Origin of the sequence: Clostridium sp. LIBA-8841, assembly GCF_034439435.1 — a bacterium.
In the GTDB taxonomy this organism is placed as follows: Bacteria; Bacillota; Clostridia; order Clostridiales; family Clostridiaceae; genus Sarcina.
In genome coordinates this window covers 397,276-414,445 of sequence record NZ_JAPCKJ010000002.1, presented here as the reverse complement: position 1 = coordinate 414,445, position 17,170 = coordinate 397,276, and the positions used below count along the sequence as shown (strand labels likewise).

The 17,170-nt window shown below is 25.6% G+C and carries 17 protein-coding genes; 14 read left to right on the top strand and 3 right to left on the bottom strand.

The genetic code is table 11. From position 1 onward, the window contains the following. Positions 1-797: 797 nt before the first annotated feature. On the bottom strand, positions 798-1,301 hold the full coding sequence (locus tag OIF33_RS07535; protein ID WP_322503617.1) for a GNAT family N-acetyltransferase: 504 nt from the start codon (positions 1,299-1,301) through the stop codon (positions 798-800). A 317-nt stretch (positions 1,302-1,618) separates the two neighbouring features. On the opposite strand from OIF33_RS07535, the gene OIF33_RS07530 reads away from it, so the two are divergent. The 9 genes from OIF33_RS07530 to OIF33_RS07490 all read left to right on the top strand — a co-directional run bounded on the left by OIF33_RS07530 (position 1,619) and on the right by OIF33_RS07490 (position 12,633). Further along, a complete protein-coding gene (locus tag OIF33_RS07530; protein WP_322503616.1) occupies positions 1,619-2,128 on the top strand; it encodes a PepSY domain-containing protein in 510 nt (169 codons plus the stop codon). Between the two features lie 395 nt (positions 2,129-2,523). Then, positions 2,524-3,192, top strand: a complete 669-nt coding sequence (locus OIF33_RS07525; protein ID WP_322503615.1) for a response regulator transcription factor — start codon at positions 2,524-2,526, stop codon at positions 3,190-3,192. Between the two features lie 40 nt (positions 3,193-3,232). After that, entirely contained in the window at positions 3,233-4,600 is a 1,368-nt protein-coding gene (locus OIF33_RS07520; protein ID WP_322503614.1) for a HAMP domain-containing sensor histidine kinase, read from the top strand. Positions 4,601-5,279: 679 nt separating this feature from the next. Next, positions 5,280-5,888 carry a DUF3267 domain-containing protein gene (locus OIF33_RS07515; RefSeq protein WP_322503613.1) on the top strand — a complete coding sequence of 203 codons (609 nt, stop codon included), beginning with the start codon at positions 5,280-5,282 and terminating at the stop codon, positions 5,886-5,888. A 318-nt stretch (positions 5,889-6,206) separates the two neighbouring features. Next, positions 6,207-6,773 (top strand): hypothetical protein, encoded by a 567-nt coding sequence (locus OIF33_RS07510; RefSeq protein ID WP_322503612.1) that lies wholly within the window; start codon positions 6,207-6,209, stop codon positions 6,771-6,773. A gap of 919 nt (positions 6,774-7,692) precedes the next feature. Next, positions 7,693-8,400: an ABC transporter ATP-binding protein gene (locus tag OIF33_RS07505; protein ID WP_322503611.1), complete on the top strand. Its 708-nt coding sequence runs from the start codon at positions 7,693-7,695 to the stop codon at positions 8,398-8,400. A 37-nt stretch (positions 8,401-8,437) separates the two neighbouring features. Next, a complete protein-coding gene (locus OIF33_RS07500; RefSeq protein WP_322503610.1) occupies positions 8,438-10,042 on the top strand; it encodes a putative ABC transporter permease subunit in 1,605 nt (534 codons plus the stop codon). Between the two features lie 342 nt (positions 10,043-10,384). Continuing rightward, entirely contained in the window at positions 10,385-11,395 is a 1,011-nt protein-coding gene (locus OIF33_RS07495; protein ID WP_322503609.1) for a DUF4003 family protein, read from the top strand. A gap of 260 nt (positions 11,396-11,655) precedes the next feature. Beyond that, complete coding sequence (locus OIF33_RS07490) at positions 11,656-12,633, top strand: DUF4003 family protein (protein WP_322503608.1); 978 nt, start codon at positions 11,656-11,658, stop codon at positions 12,631-12,633. 270 nt (positions 12,634-12,903) lie between these two features. Here the strand turns inward: OIF33_RS07490 and OIF33_RS07485 are convergent, their stop codons facing one another. Then, positions 12,904-13,113 carry a hypothetical protein gene (locus tag OIF33_RS07485; RefSeq protein WP_322503607.1) on the bottom strand — a complete coding sequence of 70 codons (210 nt, stop codon included), beginning with the start codon at positions 13,111-13,113 and terminating at the stop codon, positions 12,904-12,906. 261 nt (positions 13,114-13,374) lie between these two features. Here OIF33_RS07485 and OIF33_RS07480 point away from each other — a divergent pair, with 261 nt between their 5' ends. From OIF33_RS07480 to OIF33_RS07470, 3 genes are all read left to right on the top strand, one after another. Beyond that, complete coding sequence (locus OIF33_RS07480) at positions 13,375-13,560, top strand: DUF4177 domain-containing protein (protein WP_322503606.1); 186 nt, start codon at positions 13,375-13,377, stop codon at positions 13,558-13,560. 242 nt (positions 13,561-13,802) lie between these two features. Beyond that, positions 13,803-14,066, top strand: a complete 264-nt coding sequence (locus OIF33_RS07475; protein WP_322503605.1) for an autorepressor SdpR family transcription factor — start codon at positions 13,803-13,805, stop codon at positions 14,064-14,066. Positions 14,067-14,098: 32 nt separating this feature from the next. Continuing rightward, positions 14,099-14,692 (top strand): SdpI family protein, encoded by a 594-nt coding sequence (locus OIF33_RS07470; RefSeq protein ID WP_322503604.1) that lies wholly within the window; start codon positions 14,099-14,101, stop codon positions 14,690-14,692. A 140-nt stretch (positions 14,693-14,832) separates the two neighbouring features. Here OIF33_RS07470 and OIF33_RS07465 read toward each other — a convergent pair whose 3' ends face one another. Then, positions 14,833-15,651 carry a nitroreductase family protein gene (locus OIF33_RS07465; protein WP_322503603.1) on the bottom strand — a complete coding sequence of 273 codons (819 nt, stop codon included), beginning with the start codon at positions 15,649-15,651 and terminating at the stop codon, positions 14,833-14,835. A 362-nt stretch (positions 15,652-16,013) separates the two neighbouring features. On the opposite strand from OIF33_RS07465, the gene OIF33_RS07460 reads away from it, so the two are divergent. Both OIF33_RS07460 and OIF33_RS07455 read left to right on the top strand, forming a co-directional pair. Further along, positions 16,014-16,340, top strand: coding sequence for a helix-turn-helix domain-containing protein (locus OIF33_RS07460; RefSeq protein ID WP_322503602.1), 327 nt, complete (start codon positions 16,014-16,016; stop codon positions 16,338-16,340). Between the two features lie 246 nt (positions 16,341-16,586). Then, positions 16,587-16,796 (top strand): zinc ribbon domain-containing protein, encoded by a 210-nt coding sequence (locus OIF33_RS07455; protein WP_322503601.1) that lies wholly within the window; start codon positions 16,587-16,589, stop codon positions 16,794-16,796. Positions 16,797-17,170: the final 374 nt, after the last annotated feature.

Here is a 17,170-nt window from a genome sequence, read left to right as displayed (position 1 = left end):
GTTAATCTATAGGAGTCTTTTGTTTATTATGTTTTTACCTTAGTAATTCATTTTAAAAGTAAAATAGGCTTTATTATGTACTGATTAATAAAAGGAGTATTTTACTTATAAAAGATATAATCGTTAGTTTTTTATCTTATTTAATTTGCTTATGCTATCATAAACCTTATGTAATTATGTAAAATGGATAAAATCCATGTTTTTAGCTTTTTAAGGTAGTGTGTAGCCATTTGTATAATGAAAGCATTTAGAGAGGAGAGCATCATTGTTATTTTAGCTACACACTTATTTATATTTGGTATATAAACTATTTAAATCTTGGTTCTATAATATATTTGCATATTATTAATGCAAATAAAAATATAAAACCTGAATTATTAGAGTCTTTGAAAATCATAGTAGAATTTTCAAAGACATTAAAAATACCTAAAAAATTAAGGACATATGAAATTAAGAATCCTAAGTATAAGAATAAACAAATATATTTAGTTATTAAAAACTTATACTCTTTTTGACTCATAATAGATTCCTTTTCATAGATTTCTTTAGAGTCTTTAGTAAATATGTTTTTTTGAAAGGTGATAATTTCTTTTAATTCTCTAAAAAACAGATATATAAAGATGCAAAATAATAATATTAATAGTAAATATAGTATTAGTTCTTTAATCATAACAACAACCTACCTAACTTAAAATAATACTAATATATTCTTTTTTGACACCCTTAGTAAAGATTATAGACACAGTTAAGAATTCTTATACAATTTAAATAAAAAATATATTTATTATTTAGATATTTTAGGTATTTAGTATTGGAGTTAACTCTTTTTTCAATAGACGCCTTCCATCTTCGTAGAAAATCGTACTATCTGAGAAACCATTAATTTTCCAAAAGGCCTCATTTCTCTTGTTCGTAGGAGTAAGTTCAATAGTTTTAGCACCTTCTTTTACCATTATTTCTTGAAGTTTAGTATAGGATAGTCTACCTAAGCCTTTTTTTCTAAACTCTTTATTTATACAATATTCCAAAATAATAGATTTGCCACACTGATCAACGTGAATAATATAAGTTGCAAAACCTAGTATTTTTTCTTCATCTTTAAAAAATACGATTCTTAATGGATTAAAATCTCTTTCAGAAAGCTTTATAAGGGCATCTTTATATTCTTCAGAGAGAAAATATTCAAAAGCCTTTTTGAAGTTTGGAGTTATTTCAAAAATATGATTTATATAATCATGAAACATATTCCAAAATAGATCTAAGTCCTTAAAGCTTTCAATAGGATAAATTTTAATACTCATAATACATATGTGGAGCTTGAAATAATTTTAAGCTCTCACCACATCCCCCTTTCTTATTATCAAACCAAAATTAAATATGTTAAGGAATAAATTTATTAAAAATAGGGTTCTCTTAAAAAGAAGGAGATTTTATAGGTGAGAACCCTTAAAAGAGTATGAGTTTTAATGATTATATTTATATATATGTTTTGAGTTTAGTAGATAGTAGTAAATAAGGAAAATTAAAAAATTTTAATCTATATCTAATTTTATATTCATGATGATAATAAGAATCTATTATATTATTAATTCAAGAGAAATGAGGGAGGAATTTAGAAATGAAAAATGTTTTATTAAAAGTAAATGAGATATTAAGAAAATATAGGAAGAAGATAATAATAGCAGGAACAGTAGTGGCTTTAGGAGGAGTTGGTGTTTCAGCTGCTGGTGGAGCTTTCCTTTATAATAGAATGCAATCAAATATTAAATATACACAAGGACAATGTGAAGAGGTTGCTTTAAAACAAATTCCTGGAGAAATTGTTAAGGTTAAAAAGGATATGGACTTAGAAGATGGAACTTTTGAATATGATTTTCAAATAAAAGACAAGGACAATATGCTTAAAAAAATAACCGTTGACGCAGCTTCAGGTGCTATAGTAGACATTGATCATGAAGATGATGACTTTCGTGACCATCATGATAAAAATGGCCATAGAAAAGAACATTATAATAACATAGATAGAAATAACAATGAAAATAGCATAAATAATAATTCAAATGAAGGAAATGGAGTAGTAGAAAATAATAATGAACCGTCACAAGATACACAATCACAAAGTAATTAAGTGTGAGTTATGTTCTAACTAAAATCTTAATGTTGTTTAGAGCACAGTTGAAAATAAAAATATTTGCTATTAAAACAGTTAAACTTGGTAGCTTTAATGTAAAATGATAAAATTATAGTGAGTTATATACTCACTATTTTTTTACATTAAAGTTTAAAGGTCTGTTTTAGATGAATGTTGATTTTTACATAGAACTGTAGGATTATCCTAATGAGCAATGCTTTGGGAATTAAAGTTGATATGAGGAGCTAGCTAAAAATCAATACTGGTTTAAAACATAGCTAAGTTTAAACTTATATGATAGGAGGTATAAAGTTTAAATAAGGCAATAAGTAGTAATAAAATAATAAGGATTTTACTAAAAAACCTTTTAAGATGAAAAGGAGTTAAAGTATATGAAGAAAATTTTAATGGTTGAAGATGAAGAAAATATATCAGATTTTGTTAAGATGGAACTTGAGTATGAAGGGTATGAGGTGACTGTAGAAAGTGATGGTAGAGAAGGTCTTAATAAAGCTTTAGAAAATAATTATGACTTAGTAATTTTAGATATAATGCTTCCTAATATGAATGGTTTTGAGATCTGTAGAAGATTAAAAAGAGAGAAGGATACACCAATAATAATGCTAAGTGCAAAAGACTCTGTTATGGACAAGGTTAATGGACTTCAAATAGGGGCTGAAGACTATTTGGCTAAACCTTTTGCTATAGAGGAGCTTCTAGCAAGAATAGAAGTAATATTTAGAAGAGAAAAAAGGAAAGAATCCATGATAGTAAGTTTTAAGGACCTTGTTATAAATAAGGAATCTAGAACTGTAACTAAAGAGGGAGAAGATATTCTACTTACTAATAAAGAGTATGAGCTTTTGATGTTACTTATTTCAAATAAGGATAAGGTAGTTTCAAGAGATGAAATACTAAATGAAATATGGGGTTATGATTATGAGCCTGAAACTAATGTAACAGATGTGTATATTAGATATTTAAGAACAAAACTAGACCCTAAGGATAAGGAGAAATACATAAAAACTGTGCGTTCAGTTGGATATATAATGAAGTCTTAAGGGCTTCGTATTAATTATATTAATTAAGAAGGTGGAATTTATGAAAAAAAGATTACCTATTTTTCAAGAACTTACCTTAGGATCATTAGCAATAATAATGGTGATTTTGATTGTTTATACTGGAGTGCAATTAATTAGCTTTGCTTTTTTTAGTAGAGATTATGAAAAAGACTTATTAAAAAATGAGTATAAGAATATAGTAGCTTTAGCTGAAGATGAGGAAATAAATATTTCAGAGGAGAGTTTAACAAATTATTTAGATAAAATATCTTCTCATAAAGATCATAATTCTTTAATAAGAATTTATGATTCAGAGGAAAATAAAAAATATACAAGAGATTCAGTTAAAGGAATTGATTTACATAGAGAGGATAATGAGTTTGAAATAAAAACAGAGTTTAGAGATTTTAAGCTATATGATGTTTTAAGTGGTCCTATAACTATTAAAGGGAAGACATATACAATACAAATAGTTAAGAACATAAATATTTTTAAAGACTTTATTGAAAGCTATTTTTATAGTTTTATTGGTATTGTAATTTTAGCCATAATACTTAGTGTATTAGGTGCTGTCTATGTGTCTAGGATATTCTTGAAAAGATTAAATAGGCTTACAGATACTATGGTGGAAATAAAGAAAAACGGAATTAGAGAAAGAGCTTATGTTTCAGATAAAAATGATGAATTCGATAGGGCTAATAAGGTTTTTAACTCTATGATGGATGAAGTTGAAGAGAACTTTGAGGAACAAAGGAGATTTGTTTCAGATGCTTCTCACGAGTTGAAAACACCTTTAACAGCCTTGCAGGGACATTTAAATATGCTTAAAAGATGGGGAAAAAATGATAAGGAAAGATTAGATAAATCACTAGATGTTTGTTTAAGTGAGGTTAATAGATTAAAGAAAATAGTAAATGATATGCTTGTTTTATCTAGAGTTGAAAAGGAACAAATGGACTTATCAACTTTAAAACCATATAACCCAGAAGTATTAATAAGTGAAACCTTAGAAAACTATAAAATTTTAAATGAGAGGCTTATTTACACTTTAAATATAGAAGAAGGTGCAGAAGTTAAGATTTTAGAAGAACATTTAAAACAACTTTTAATAATATTTATTGATAATGCCATAAAATATAATGATAAGGAAGAGATTAAGGTTCAGGTTACCTTATATAATAAAAATGGTAAAAACTGTATTTTAATAAGAGATAATGGTATGGGAATTCCTAAAGAAGATATAGAAAATGTTATGAATAGATTTTATAAAGTTGATAAATCAAGAGTAAATAATAATTCCTTTGGCTTAGGTTTATCAATAGCCAATAGAATAGTTAAACTTTATGGAGGAAAAATTATTATATCTAGCGAACTAGAAGTATTTACTGATATTAAAGTTAAATTGTAAGTGAAAGTCCAAATTTTAATTTGGATACTTGAACTTATGTAATGAGATTGTATTTCTTTAAAAAGAAGGCTTTGCTTCTTTTTATCATTAGGTAGAATTGTTGAAAAAGTTCTAAAATAGGGCTTTTTTAAGTGTTTTAATATTGAGAAAACTATTTAAATTATGTATTAATTCCGGTAAAATCAATTGGTATGAATTACCACAATAAAAATTCATAGCTTTATGGTATAATAAGGTTAATAGGGAATTAATTACTTTAAAAACCTTATATTATATATAAGGTTTTATTTATATGCCAACAATTTCATCATAAAAAATTATTTACAATACAAAGTAGTGATCGATCTTTAAAGGTATTAGATTGTATTTTAATTTTAATATGGGTGTACTTTGAATTTAAATGAGTATTAAAAGAAAGTTTAATAAAAAAAGTAAAGATATAAATTAAGAGCTTTAATACAATTGAGTAAATAAATTTAGTTTGTATAATTTAGAAGGGAAAATTATACTTTAGCTAGTATAGTTAAAATAAAAGGGGAGGTGAAAGTCACTAATATATTAAGCTTTTAGTTATCTTACATTTAATGTATTTTAAGAAATGCTAGGGTATGTTGTAAGGATAATTTGCTTAATTTATGATTTAATTTTTAAAGTTTTATCAAATTAGTGATTAAGTTTTTTGAAATTAATTTGGAAAGGGAAGTTTAAAGGCTTAGAAAATCTTCCAATAGGTGATTTACCTGAGAATGCTATAAGATTTGAAGAGCCAGAATCAGCTGAGGAATTAGCTAAGGAAACCAGAAGGTTTTTAATACCGGTTGTAATATTTTTACTAATAGTTATTTTTCTTAGAATAAGAGTCAGTGGATTCTTTAGACTAAGAGATGTAATAAATCCTTTTGGTATTATTTTAATACCATTTAGTATATTACCACATGAATTTTTACATGCTATTTTTTTCCCAAAGGATGCACAGGTTGAGATGTGGTATTCAATTAAACAAATGATAGCTTTAGTTACATCAACTGCTGCCATAACGAAGAAAAGATTTATATTTTTAAGTCTTTTCCCAAATATAGTATTTGGGTTTTTCCCCCTTATATTATGGATTTTTATACCAAATAACATGAGCTTTATATCTGGAATTCTGTTTACCTTTGGTTTTATAAGTTTAACTATGGGGGTAGGAGATTTCATGAATGTCTATAATACCATAAAACAGGTTCCAAAGGGTGCTATGACTCAGATTTCAGGATTTAACTCTTATTGGTTTTTTAAAGAAGATTAAAGTTTAAATATATGAAATAAATTTAGGCATATATAAATTAGACAAATTTTAAGGTGAAAAAGGCAAGTAAAATTACTTGCTTTTTTTATGCTTTTTTAGAGAAAAAATAATATGAAAGATGATATAATGTAAATGGAGAAAAATAGAGTAGATAAGCTTAAGCATTTATCTTATAGCAAAAAACTTTAAAACTCTATGGTTTATAAGGAGTTAGTTCTAGAAATAATAGATTACTAGACAACTTAGACAGGAATTTAGAGGGTAACAAAAATTTTACTAAATTAATGGATAAAAATTTAGAATTAGGAGGATTTAAAGATGAATTTTTTCAACAAAAATGAAGAAGAAAAAAGTGCTATAGAAGTTGCTGTAAATGAAGAGGGCAATTTAGAAAACGTTACTTTTGATGAAAGTGATGCTGTAGCCTTTGGAATGAAAGATGATGAGGAAGAAGTAGAAAATGAAGAAAACAAGGAAGTGGATGAGCAAGGAGAGCTTTTAAATCCAATACCAACGCCAATTAAACAAGAAGAAAATATGTTAGATTATGTTGTTACTCTTTCAGATGAGCAAAAAATTAAACTTAATGAACTTATACAAGCTAATGATTTTTCAGGAGTAAGTAGATTGCTTTCAGAACATAAAAGAATAATTTCAACTCCTAAGGAGCTTTTCAATGTAATATTAAATTTTGATGATAATAAAATAATTCCTTTTAAATCTGCCATGGTACTAGGTTTAGATGAGTTAGATGCTTTCAATGTTTTAGCTAGAAAATATCCAATAATTAAAGAAGTTGAAAGAAGCAAGATTTCAATAAAAAGAATCAATAGAGTTCAACAATCACAAATTATTCTTGTAGATGGGGAAATGAAGTTATCTTAATTAAATTAGATAGTTAAATACTTTAAGGTGATTTTTAGTAAGGTTTTAGACAAGCTATTAAAAGAACTCTTTAAATTTTAAGGATGTTTATTCTTACTAAGGTTTATTTAATATTTTTCATACATAAGGAAAAAAAGAGATTTTATGACTAATTCTAAAGTTATAAAATCTCTTTTTTATTGAAATTTATATTATATAAAGTTTGTTGAATCCTCTTATATGTTCAAATATGCTCTTTCTTTTGTATTAAAAAAACAAGTTTAAAAATTGAGGCTATTATAATAAAGCCCAAAAATATACTTAATACGCTTAAGGTATAAATATGGGTAGAAAGTAAAAAATCAAAGAATACACTCATAGATAAACCAAAGATTACGTAGGCTAGGACAAAAATTATACACTTTTTAGATTCAAAGATTTTCATAAAACAACACCTCTTATAATAAATTTAGTTAGCTTTTAATTAACTAGATAAAGCACAAATTAAAATTTATGTTTTGCTATTTATTAATGCGTATAAATATTTATAAGTGTTTAAAGTATTGTTGTATTTATTATTTTGATACTTACTAAAATTTTTTAGTACAAATAATTTGCATAATCTTTTATTATATTTTCTTCTTAAAATAAAAAATTTATTGTTCTTTATATTTTTATTATACAACAATATATACAATAATAGGATATATTTAGGGGATAGAATTAAATATATGAATATTTAAATTTCTTTTCTTTTAAATGAATATAAAAGTATTAAAGGGAGAGAAATTTTAATAGTTTTATAAAATAAAAAGCAATTCATTAAAAATAATAAATCTATTGCTTTTTATGTTATAGTTGGACTATAATTAATATAATAAAATTATGGATACAAAATGGAAAAAGATAATTTTAATAAAGAGGCATGGAGGGGTCAAGAATGCTAAGTGTTAAAAATTTTTCTAAGGCATATAAGGAAGGTAAAAAGGTTGTTGATAATATATCCTTTGTTGTTAATAGAGGTGATATTTTTGGTTTTATTGGTCATAACGGTGCAGGAAAAACGACCACAATAAAATCAATAGTTGGTATATTAGAATTTAGTGAAGGAGAAATAACTTTGGATGGATTATCAATTAAAGAAAATCCTATTGAATATAAAAAAGAAATAGCGTATATACCAGATAATCCTGATCTTTATGAGTCACTAACTGGAATACAATATTTAAGTTTTATTGCAGATATTTATGGAGTTGGAAAAGACGAAAGAGAGAAAATGATTAAAAAGTATGGAGATGCTTTTGACCTTACAAAAAGTTTAGGCGGGTTAATAAGCTCTTATTCTCATGGAATGAAGCAAAAGCTAGCAGTTATTTCTGCATTAATCCATAAACCAAAGCTTTTAATACTTGATGAACCTTTTGTTGGACTAGATCCGAAGGCGTCACATACTTTAAAGGAAATAATGAAGGAGTTATGTAATGAAGGACATGCTATTTTCTTTTCAACTCATGTATTAGAAGTGGCAGAAAAACTTTGTACTAAAATCTCTATTATAAAAGAAGGAAAGATAGTTGCAGAAGGTAAAACAGAAGAGGTAATAGGGAATAGTTCTCTAGAGGATATATTTATGGGACTTATTGAATAATAAAATTGAAAGGAATTTACTTATAAGGGTGATTTCAATGAATAACTTATTTAAACTTTTAAGGATTAATTTTATAAATAATTTTGGACTAAATGCCTTTTTTATAAGAGATGATAAAAATGAGAAAAGGAAGGCATTAAGTAAGTTAGGGATAGTTTTATTAGTTCCTATAGTGTTTTTATATATTTCATCTGTATATTCTATACTCTTAGCAGATATGCTTAAAAGTATAGGAGCTATGGAGCTTTTACTTCTTTTAGGAGTTATAGGAAGTGCTTTAGCTGTACTTTTCACCTCAGTATATAAGGCTCAAGGAACTTTGTTTTCAGCCAATGATTTTGATATGTTAATGGCTTTACCAATAAGCAATAAAGTAATTTTTACAAGTAAGCTTATAGATTTATTATCTTTAAATTGGATATTTACAGCTTGTGTAATTATACCACCTTCAATTATATATTTCATTAATATGGGGGGAAATCCTGTAATTTTCTTTTTAATGATAGTTATTTCTATATTCTTATTACCATTAATTCCTATAATAATAGGAGCAATTGGAGCATTTATAATATCCTACTTTGCATCAAAATTTAAATATAAGAATTTAATTAGCATTTTAGGAAGTACTTTAATATTTTTAGTTGTTTTCCTATTTTCTTTTAAAATGCAAGACTTATTTAAATCATTAGCAGAAAATAGTAACAATATAATGGATAGCTTAGGAGTGGCTTATCCTCCTTCAATATATTTAACTAGAGGACTTGTAAATGGAGATTTACTTGAGTTCTTAAAATTTGTAGGTATATCAGTAATACCTTTTATAATATTTGTGCTTTTATTTAGTAAACAATTTAATAAAATAAATTCAAGACTTGGAGAAAGCTTTAAGAAGGAAGAAAACTTTAAAGTTTCTAAATTAAAGAGTAACAGTCAACTTAAAGCTCTTTATTTAAAAGAACTAAGAGGGTATTTTTCTACTCCTATTTATGTATTAAACACAGCCTTTGGAATGATTCTTCTGATTATAGGAGCAGTTGCTATTTTCTTTGTTGATAAAAATACAATAGCTACACTTATAGGATTCCCAGGAATGAGCAGTAGAATAGGACTTTTAATATTGGGACTTATGATGTTTTTCATTGGTCTTTCTTCAACTACACCATCATCAATATCATTAGAAGGTAAAAATTTATGGATTGCAAAATCTTTGCCAATAGGAGAAAATAGCATATTTCTAAGTAAGATTTTGCTTTGTTTAACTATAACGGTGCCAGCAGTTATATTAGCTAATATATTATTTGCTATAGGACTTAAGTTTTCAATTATTGATATACTTTGGAATCTAGTTATATCAGTATTATATTGTTTCCTTTCAGCAACTATGGGAATAATCATAAATTTATATTTCCCTAAGTTTGAATGGTCATCACCAACTGCTGTTGTTAAACAAAGTGCTAGTGTATTTATAAATATAATATTTACTTTTATAAGTATAGGAATTCCTGTGGTAATATTTATGGTATTATCTGATATTGGAATAAATACATTTTTAGGAATTAATTTAGGGATCATCATTTTAGTAATTATAGGAGAGTTAATACTACTTAAAAGTAAAGGAAATGAGTTGTTCTCTAAGCTTTAAATAATATGTTTTCATAGTAAAATTGAATTGGTAAATAGACATTATGAGTAATTTACTTTTAATGTCTATTATTATATTAAGCTTTTTTAAATTTAAAATAAAAACTAAAAATGTAGTATTTTTGAATAATAAAATATTGTTCACTAATATATATTAAGGTATTATTTAAGTAAAGGGTAACTATTTATAAAAGGAAATTAAAATAGTAATAGAGTTAACTCTATAGTCAATTTAAAATAATAAATATAAAAATGATACTAAGAAAGAGTGAAGTAAACTTCTTTGAGCTTGGCAATAGATTTACTAAATAAGTTCATAGAGAACTTGTAGGAGGAATAAAGTATGGTTGAAATCAGTAATGGCAAGATCAATTTGCTTATTGATAACAGTGAGATTTTAGATAATGTAAGTGGAATTGGTTTCGGAACAAATATTTTTAAAAAATGCAATGCTTTAAATCTTACAATTAAAAATAAAAATGCAGATAGAGAGAGGATTGAAGAAGCCATTAGAATAATAAAGAAAAATACTTCTTTATTTTCAAATTTTAGAGGAAATAATTTAATTACTACTTCTGTAAACGTTTCTCAAGAACCTGATATGGAAGGTGCATTAGAAGATATAATGGTTATTTACAAGGAGTTAAAGGAAGTATTTTTTAGTAATGAATATTTAATATTAGCAGCACAGATAATATATTCTGCTAGGGAAAGAATTAAGATTAGTGAAGCTATTATAAATACTAGGGCTGCCTATGATTATATGAAAAAAAGTCATAGATTTTTAACAGGATATGAAGATATATGTTCAGCTGCTGTAATAGCAACAACTTCAAATAATTTAGAAAAAACTTTTGAGGATGTGGAGGAGTGCTATACTACTTTAAGTAAGTTAGGATTTTCAAAGGGAAATTATCTTCAAGGATTATGCAACATGCTTGCAGTTATAAATCTTCCAGTTAAAGAGAAGTGTGAGAAGGCTTATAAGATGAGAAAAAGTCTTAAAGAAAAAGGGGTTAATTTAAAAGGACATGCATTCCCTATTTTAGGAGTCATACCTTTTGTTTGTGATGACTATGATGATTTTGGAGAAGAAGCAAGTATAGTTTCTGAAAAAATAAGAAATGCCAAAGGCTTTGGAAATTTTAGTCTTGGAAGTCACTTAAGAAATATGATAGCAGTTTCTCTTGTTGCCTCTGAACATTCAGAATATTTAGGAGAGAAATTAAAAGAAAATATTAAAAATTTAACCAACAATGCTTCGCTTAGCATTGTAATAGCAATGCAAGTAGCGGCGGCTTCAGCGGCAGCAGCAAGTGCAGCAGCGGCTTCCTCAGCATCATCGGGAAGCTAAATTTTTAAAAAATATATATTAAAAATAAACCTCTTCAATTATTTATTTTATATTTTGAAGGGGTTTATAATAGGGCAAATATGAACAAACTTTAAATAGGTATTGAACTTTTTGTGGATAAGAGTATAATTTGTATTAATATCAGTTTGAAAGTTAATTTTTGTAATATCATACATAAGTTTATATAAGTTTAGTTATATTACAGTAGTTAATTTTCATTGATTTATAATTATTTTTTATCAAAGAAGGGAATGATTATTATGATCAACGAAAAAGTAGATTTATTAATTAAAAATGGTGAAATTTTAGATGATGTTGAGGGTACTTCAGAAAGAAATATTAATAGAAAGTATAGTGCTTTAGATCTAACATTAAAAAATGAACTTGCTAATTTAGATAAAATAGAAGATGCTATTAAACTTATAAAAGGAGAAACAGCTTTTTATTCAGAATATAGAAGAAAAAATTTATTAAATTTAGCCGTTAATTTATCTTTAGAAGATGACACATATAAGGCTTTGATGGAAATAAAAGATATATATACTAACCTTAGAGGTGAATTTTCAGCAAGTAGATATTTAATGCTAGCAGCTGAATGCATATATCTTGCAAGAAACTTTATTGATGTTGAAAAAGTTATTAAAGATACTAAAGTTGCTTATGAATGTATGAAGAAGAGTCATAGATTTGAAACTAAGAGAGAAGATATATTATCAGCAGCAGTAATTGCAATGACTTCACTAAATGTTGCAGAAACATTTCAAGAGATTAACGAATGTTATGAAGTATTACTTGAATGTGAATTTCCAGGAAGTAATAATATAGAATTATTAAGTAATGTATTAGCACTTATAAACTTACCCGTTGATGAAAAATGTGCAACAGTTAGAGATTTAGCAACAATTTTAAAAGAAAATAAAGTTGAACTTAAAAAATCAGCTCTTCCAATACTAGGAGTAACAGCTTTTGTAACTGATGATTATAATAAATTAAGTAAAGAAATCCTAGATGTTGCAGAAACACTAAAAGAAAATGAAGGCTTTAAATCAGCTACAGTAAGTGAAAAAGCTAGAAATATGATGGCATTAATATTATTAACTAAAGATTATTTACAAGGAATAGAAAAAGAAGTTAAACGTAAACTTACTAAGTATGATTCAGATAGAACTTTAGATACAATCTTTGAAATAGCTTCAGATGGTAGAGTCATCATTGGTGAAATGGAAGTAGAAGTTTAATTATATTTTAAAATAAGTACAAGCCTACTAAGTTTATTTTTTAGTAGGCTTGTACTTATTTAATCAGATTTTTTAACTTATAAAAGAAGTTAATTTTTGATGAATTCTTCTAGTAATTCTAGTTTCTTTGTATTATTTATTTTTTCAAAAATCTTCATATCTATAAATTCACATAAAATTTTATGATCTTTAGTTATTTTTTATTAGATCTTTTGAATGTCTATCTAAGTTTACAAAAATATTTTTAAGCAAGATATTATTTTATATAGGTTATTTTAAGACTTTATTTATAAATAAAAGTCCAAAGAAAAGAGTACATCCTAAACTAATTAAAGTGCTTAAAAAAGCCAAAAAGCTTATACCTATTTTTTTCTTTAAACTTTGAGGTTCTTTCCAAACAACAAAGAGTTCATAGAAAAAAGTAAATATTTCTATTAAAAGAGAGATTCCTAATAGAGTATATGCGATTTTAAGTAACATAAAAGACTCCTTTTACTTAATATAATTTTATGCTTTATATATAACTATATTTTAAAGTAGTTATTGTACTTTATATAGCACTTTAATGTGATTTTAATTTATAATTAAGAAATTGTATTAATTCATAAAGAAGAAGTTTATATAATTTACTTTATTTTAATTATATTTTTACAATAAATGGTATAATTATATTGAAGTTTATAAAAAAGATTTTTCATAATAGAAAGTCTTTTAATTTTTAGGGTTTATAAGGAGGAGAATATGTATAGATATGAGTATGTAGAAGCACAGGCTGAGGGATTAGTTTTTAGTTCAGCTAATCATAGAGAAATTATTGATGAGTATGCAGAGAGAGAGTTTAGATTTGTTACTGCAATACCTACTAGTTTTAGTGGACATGGTAATCCTAAAACCTTTGATTTGGTTTTTGAAATTAAGGTAGATTAATAATATTTAGACAGAGTTATTAAAGATATTTATGTAAATTTATAAGTCCTTCACTTTAAATAAGTGAAGGATTTTTTTACTTAGAATAAAGAAGAATTTTATTATGAATAAATTGGAAATTATTAATTGAAGTGATTGAAAATTTATGGAAAAAGAATATACTAATAATAAGATATTTAACTAATTAGCTAAATATTTAATAATTGTTCTAAAGGAGGGAGGTTGTTTTAACAACGAAAGTCATGAATAAGGTTTTTAAGGCATTAAGTGATGAAACAAGAAGAGAAATACTTAAGTTACTAAATAAAAGAGACATGAGTGCGGGAGAAATAGCAGAGAATTTTCATATGTCTAAGCCATCTATATCTAAGCACCTAGATATTTTAAGAGAGGCAAAGCTAATAACGTCAGAGAAAAAAGGACAATTTGTTATTTATTCTTTAAACACTTCAATTATTCAAGAGGTTTTAAGTGGATTTCTTGATATTTTTCAGAATAAGGATTAGAGGTTTAATTTATTAATCAGGAGGGTTATTTAATGAGAAAGTTTGATTTTATTAGAGTATTCTTTTTGGTAATTTCGCTTTTAATAATATTATTAGGTATTTCTATGAAAGAAGGAAATGGATCTGTATCTATTATTGGAGGATTAATAGTGATTGCCTTAGTTGTTTTAGATAGAAATTTACCTAGAGTAACAAAGCTATCAAAAGAAAATCCAAAGGTTAAGACCATGGAGAAAATAAATAGGGTAAGTATAGGTATTATTGTTTTACTTACAATTTATTTAACTTTGAGTCCTACGGGGTTAGAGAGTAATAGTAAAAATGTTATTTTAATTGGTTTAATATCAATATTTATGATAGGATTTGGAAATATAGCGCCTAAAATTCCTTTTAATAGATATATGGGATTGAGACTTCCTTGGACAATAAGAGATGAGGAAACTTGGAGAATTGCTCATAAGATTGTTGGTTATACAGCATTTCCTATTGCCATATTAATGTTTATATCATCATTCTATTTTGATGCAAACAAAGTAGGGGCTACAGGAGTGTTGTTATGGGTATTAATACCAGGATTATATTCTATGTGTTTTTATTATAAGAAAATGAGTTTTTTTAAAAATTAAAATAATAGAGATAACATAGAGTATCAAAATAGTTTATTAAATAAAAAAGTTGTATTAAAGCTTTATTAAAGTTACTTTTGATACAACTCTTTTTATTAAATGTAACATTCCTATCTAAAAATAAAGAGGCAAATTTAAAACTACATCCAAGTTATTTTAGCTTCTTTTCTTGGAACAGTTCTTTTATATTTAACTCTAGGATATCCAATCACCATACAGTTTACTAAAGATTCATTTTCTTTTAATCCCAAGAATTCATTTATTTTAGGATTAACGTCAGATGCCCTTTTTAAGAATCCACTAAAATAAGTTCCAAGACCTAGAGCATTAGTCATAAGTTCCATGTTTGATGCAGCAAGAGAAGCATTTACAGCAGATTCTGACTTAACAATTATAAGTGCAGGTGCTTTAAAGAATAATTTGTCTTCTCCATTTGGATCTTCTAAGAAATCATTATACATTTTAATCCACATATAACAATATCTTTTTATAGTTGCTGGAGTAGTCTCTTTGCTTATTAAATTTTCTCCTAAAGAATTCAATGTTTCTAAAACCATTTTTCTAAGTTCTTGAAGTTTATCTTTTACAACTACATAAGAAACATTTTGCATATTACTTCCTGTTTGAGTAAATCTTCCAACTTCTATTATTTTTTCAAGCTTTTCATCTTCAACATCTTTATTTTGGAAAAGTCTTGTGCTTCTTCTAAACTTAATAAAATTTAAAAGTCTATCTGAGTCAATATCAAAGTTTTCTTTGTTATATTCTTGAATTTTACTCATATCATAATTTACATCTGAAACTGCTTCCTTAGGGCAAATAGCAATACAGTGTCCACATTCTATGCAACTTTCATTCTTTATATGTGCTTTACCATCTACCATTTCAATATCACTAACTATACAATCTTGCATACAAAGAGTGCAACCTATACATTTACTAGTGTCTACTTTCATCATAATAAATCAACCTACCTATCTAATAAATATCATTTGAAATTTCTGTACGTCTAATTAGAATTATAGTAATCATTAAATCTTAAAACAAGTACGCAAAATTTGTTTAGTTACTTACAAAAAGTTAAGTGTTGAATTTATTTTTTTATCATTAATTTCAAAAATTAAGTAGAAAAAGCTCTATAAAATTTTTATATAGATTAATTTTTTATATTAATTATCTTATTTAAATTAAAGAGTTAAATGAATTATAATTAATGTGTTAAATAGAAATATTAAAGATTAGAAGTAATTTCAGAGATTATGAATTTAAATTATTATATGATATCATTACTTAATAAAGTAAGTTTTAGGATTGGTGCTATATGAAAAAGTATAATAAGAGAAAAATTAATGAAAGATATATAGAGCACGCTTTGAAAGTTTTAAGTGGAAAGTGGAAGTTGAAAGTTTTATGGGAAGTTTCTAGTTATGATAGTATAAGATTTAATCAGCTTCAAAAAAATATTGAGGGAATATCAAGTCTTATGCTAACAAGAGTTTTAAAAGATCTTATAGATAATAAACTTATATTAAGAACTCAGTTTAATGAAATTCCACCACATGTTGAATACTCTATAACTGATCTTGGGAAAAGTTTATGTCCAATAATAAAGCTTTTAGAAGATTTTGGAGAAAGTATCTTGGAGTAGGAATACAGAGTTTAATATTAAATAAAGCTTAAATATATTTAAGAATTAAGAATATTTAAAAGTTTTGTGGTAATATAATTAAAATAGCAATGATATTAATTTAATTCTAAATTACATAGTATATTCCTTACAAATTTGAAATGAAAAAGTAAGAAACGTAAATATTAAAAATTGAATCTATGGCATATACTTAATTTATAAATTAAATAAGAAAATTTCTAAGGGAAAGAAAAGGAGTTTTTATATATGGAAAAGAGAAAATTTATTTGTCCAAAATGTCAATGTGAGGAATTCGTAAGTGATCAAATACAAGCCACTGGTGGAACTATGGCTAAACTTTTTGATGTTCAAAATAAGAAGTTTATAACTATAAGCTGTAAGCAATGTGGATTCACTGAGTTCTATAAAGCTAAAACATCAACAGGAATGAATATATTGGACTTCCTAACTTCATAATTTAAAACTAACTTGTATTAATAAAAAATATTAGATTTTAAGTTTAAAAATAAAAGTTCTAAGGTTCATATATTAATTATGAACTTTAGGACTTTTTGTTTTGCTCTATTTTAAGTGAAAATCAAAATTTTAATTTGTCTACTTGAATTTATGCAATTGAACATAGTGAAATTATGTTCTTTGAAAGAAATAAGACTTAAGAGAGGATTTGAGCATTCTTAATTTAGTTGAATTTATTTGGGAGTATAGAAACTCTACATGACAGCTTAGATAGGAAGGGATTTTATTAAGAAGTATTTAGGTAAGTTAGTGTTTTCTTACAAAATTGAAATGAAAAAGTAAGATACTTAAATACCTAGATTTTAATTTAGAAT

What these genes read in the sequence shown, in the direction of transcription:
- OIF33_RS07500 (WP_322503610.1), top strand. Translation starts at nt 8,438, where the DNA reads ATGAATAACTTATTTAAACTTTTAAGGATTAATTTTATAAATAATTTT.
- OIF33_RS07485 (WP_322503607.1), bottom strand. Translation starts at nt 13,113, where the DNA reads ATGTTACTTAAAATCGCATATACTCTATTAGGAATCTCTCTTTTAATA.
- OIF33_RS07510 (WP_322503612.1), top strand. Translation starts at nt 6,207, where the DNA reads ATGAATTTTTTCAACAAAAATGAAGAAGAAAAAAGTGCTATAGAAGTT.
- OIF33_RS07505 (WP_322503611.1), top strand. Translation starts at nt 7,693, where the DNA reads ATGCTAAGTGTTAAAAATTTTTCTAAGGCATATAAGGAAGGTAAAAAG.
- OIF33_RS07525 (WP_322503615.1), top strand. Translation starts at nt 2,524, where the DNA reads ATGAAGAAAATTTTAATGGTTGAAGATGAAGAAAATATATCAGATTTT.
- OIF33_RS07520 (WP_322503614.1), top strand. Translation starts at nt 3,233, where the DNA reads ATGAAAAAAAGATTACCTATTTTTCAAGAACTTACCTTAGGATCATTA.
- OIF33_RS07535 (WP_322503617.1), bottom strand. Translation starts at nt 1,301, where the DNA reads ATGAGTATTAAAATTTATCCTATTGAAAGCTTTAAGGACTTAGATCTA.
- OIF33_RS07460 (WP_322503602.1), top strand. Translation starts at nt 16,014, where the DNA reads ATGAAAAAGTATAATAAGAGAAAAATTAATGAAAGATATATAGAGCAC.
- OIF33_RS07470 (WP_322503604.1), top strand. Translation starts at nt 14,099, where the DNA reads ATGAGAAAGTTTGATTTTATTAGAGTATTCTTTTTGGTAATTTCGCTT.
- OIF33_RS07455 (WP_322503601.1), top strand. Translation starts at nt 16,587, where the DNA reads ATGGAAAAGAGAAAATTTATTTGTCCAAAATGTCAATGTGAGGAATTC.
- OIF33_RS07480 (WP_322503606.1), top strand. Translation starts at nt 13,375, where the DNA reads ATGTATAGATATGAGTATGTAGAAGCACAGGCTGAGGGATTAGTTTTT.
- OIF33_RS07530 (WP_322503616.1), top strand. Translation starts at nt 1,619, where the DNA reads ATGAAAAATGTTTTATTAAAAGTAAATGAGATATTAAGAAAATATAGG.
- OIF33_RS07465 (WP_322503603.1), bottom strand. Translation starts at nt 15,651, where the DNA reads ATGATGAAAGTAGACACTAGTAAATGTATAGGTTGCACTCTTTGTATG.
- OIF33_RS07495 (WP_322503609.1), top strand. Translation starts at nt 10,385, where the DNA reads ATGGTTGAAATCAGTAATGGCAAGATCAATTTGCTTATTGATAACAGT.
- OIF33_RS07475 (WP_322503605.1), top strand. Translation starts at nt 13,803, where the DNA reads ATGAATAAGGTTTTTAAGGCATTAAGTGATGAAACAAGAAGAGAAATA.
- OIF33_RS07490 (WP_322503608.1), top strand. Translation starts at nt 11,656, where the DNA reads ATGATCAACGAAAAAGTAGATTTATTAATTAAAAATGGTGAAATTTTA.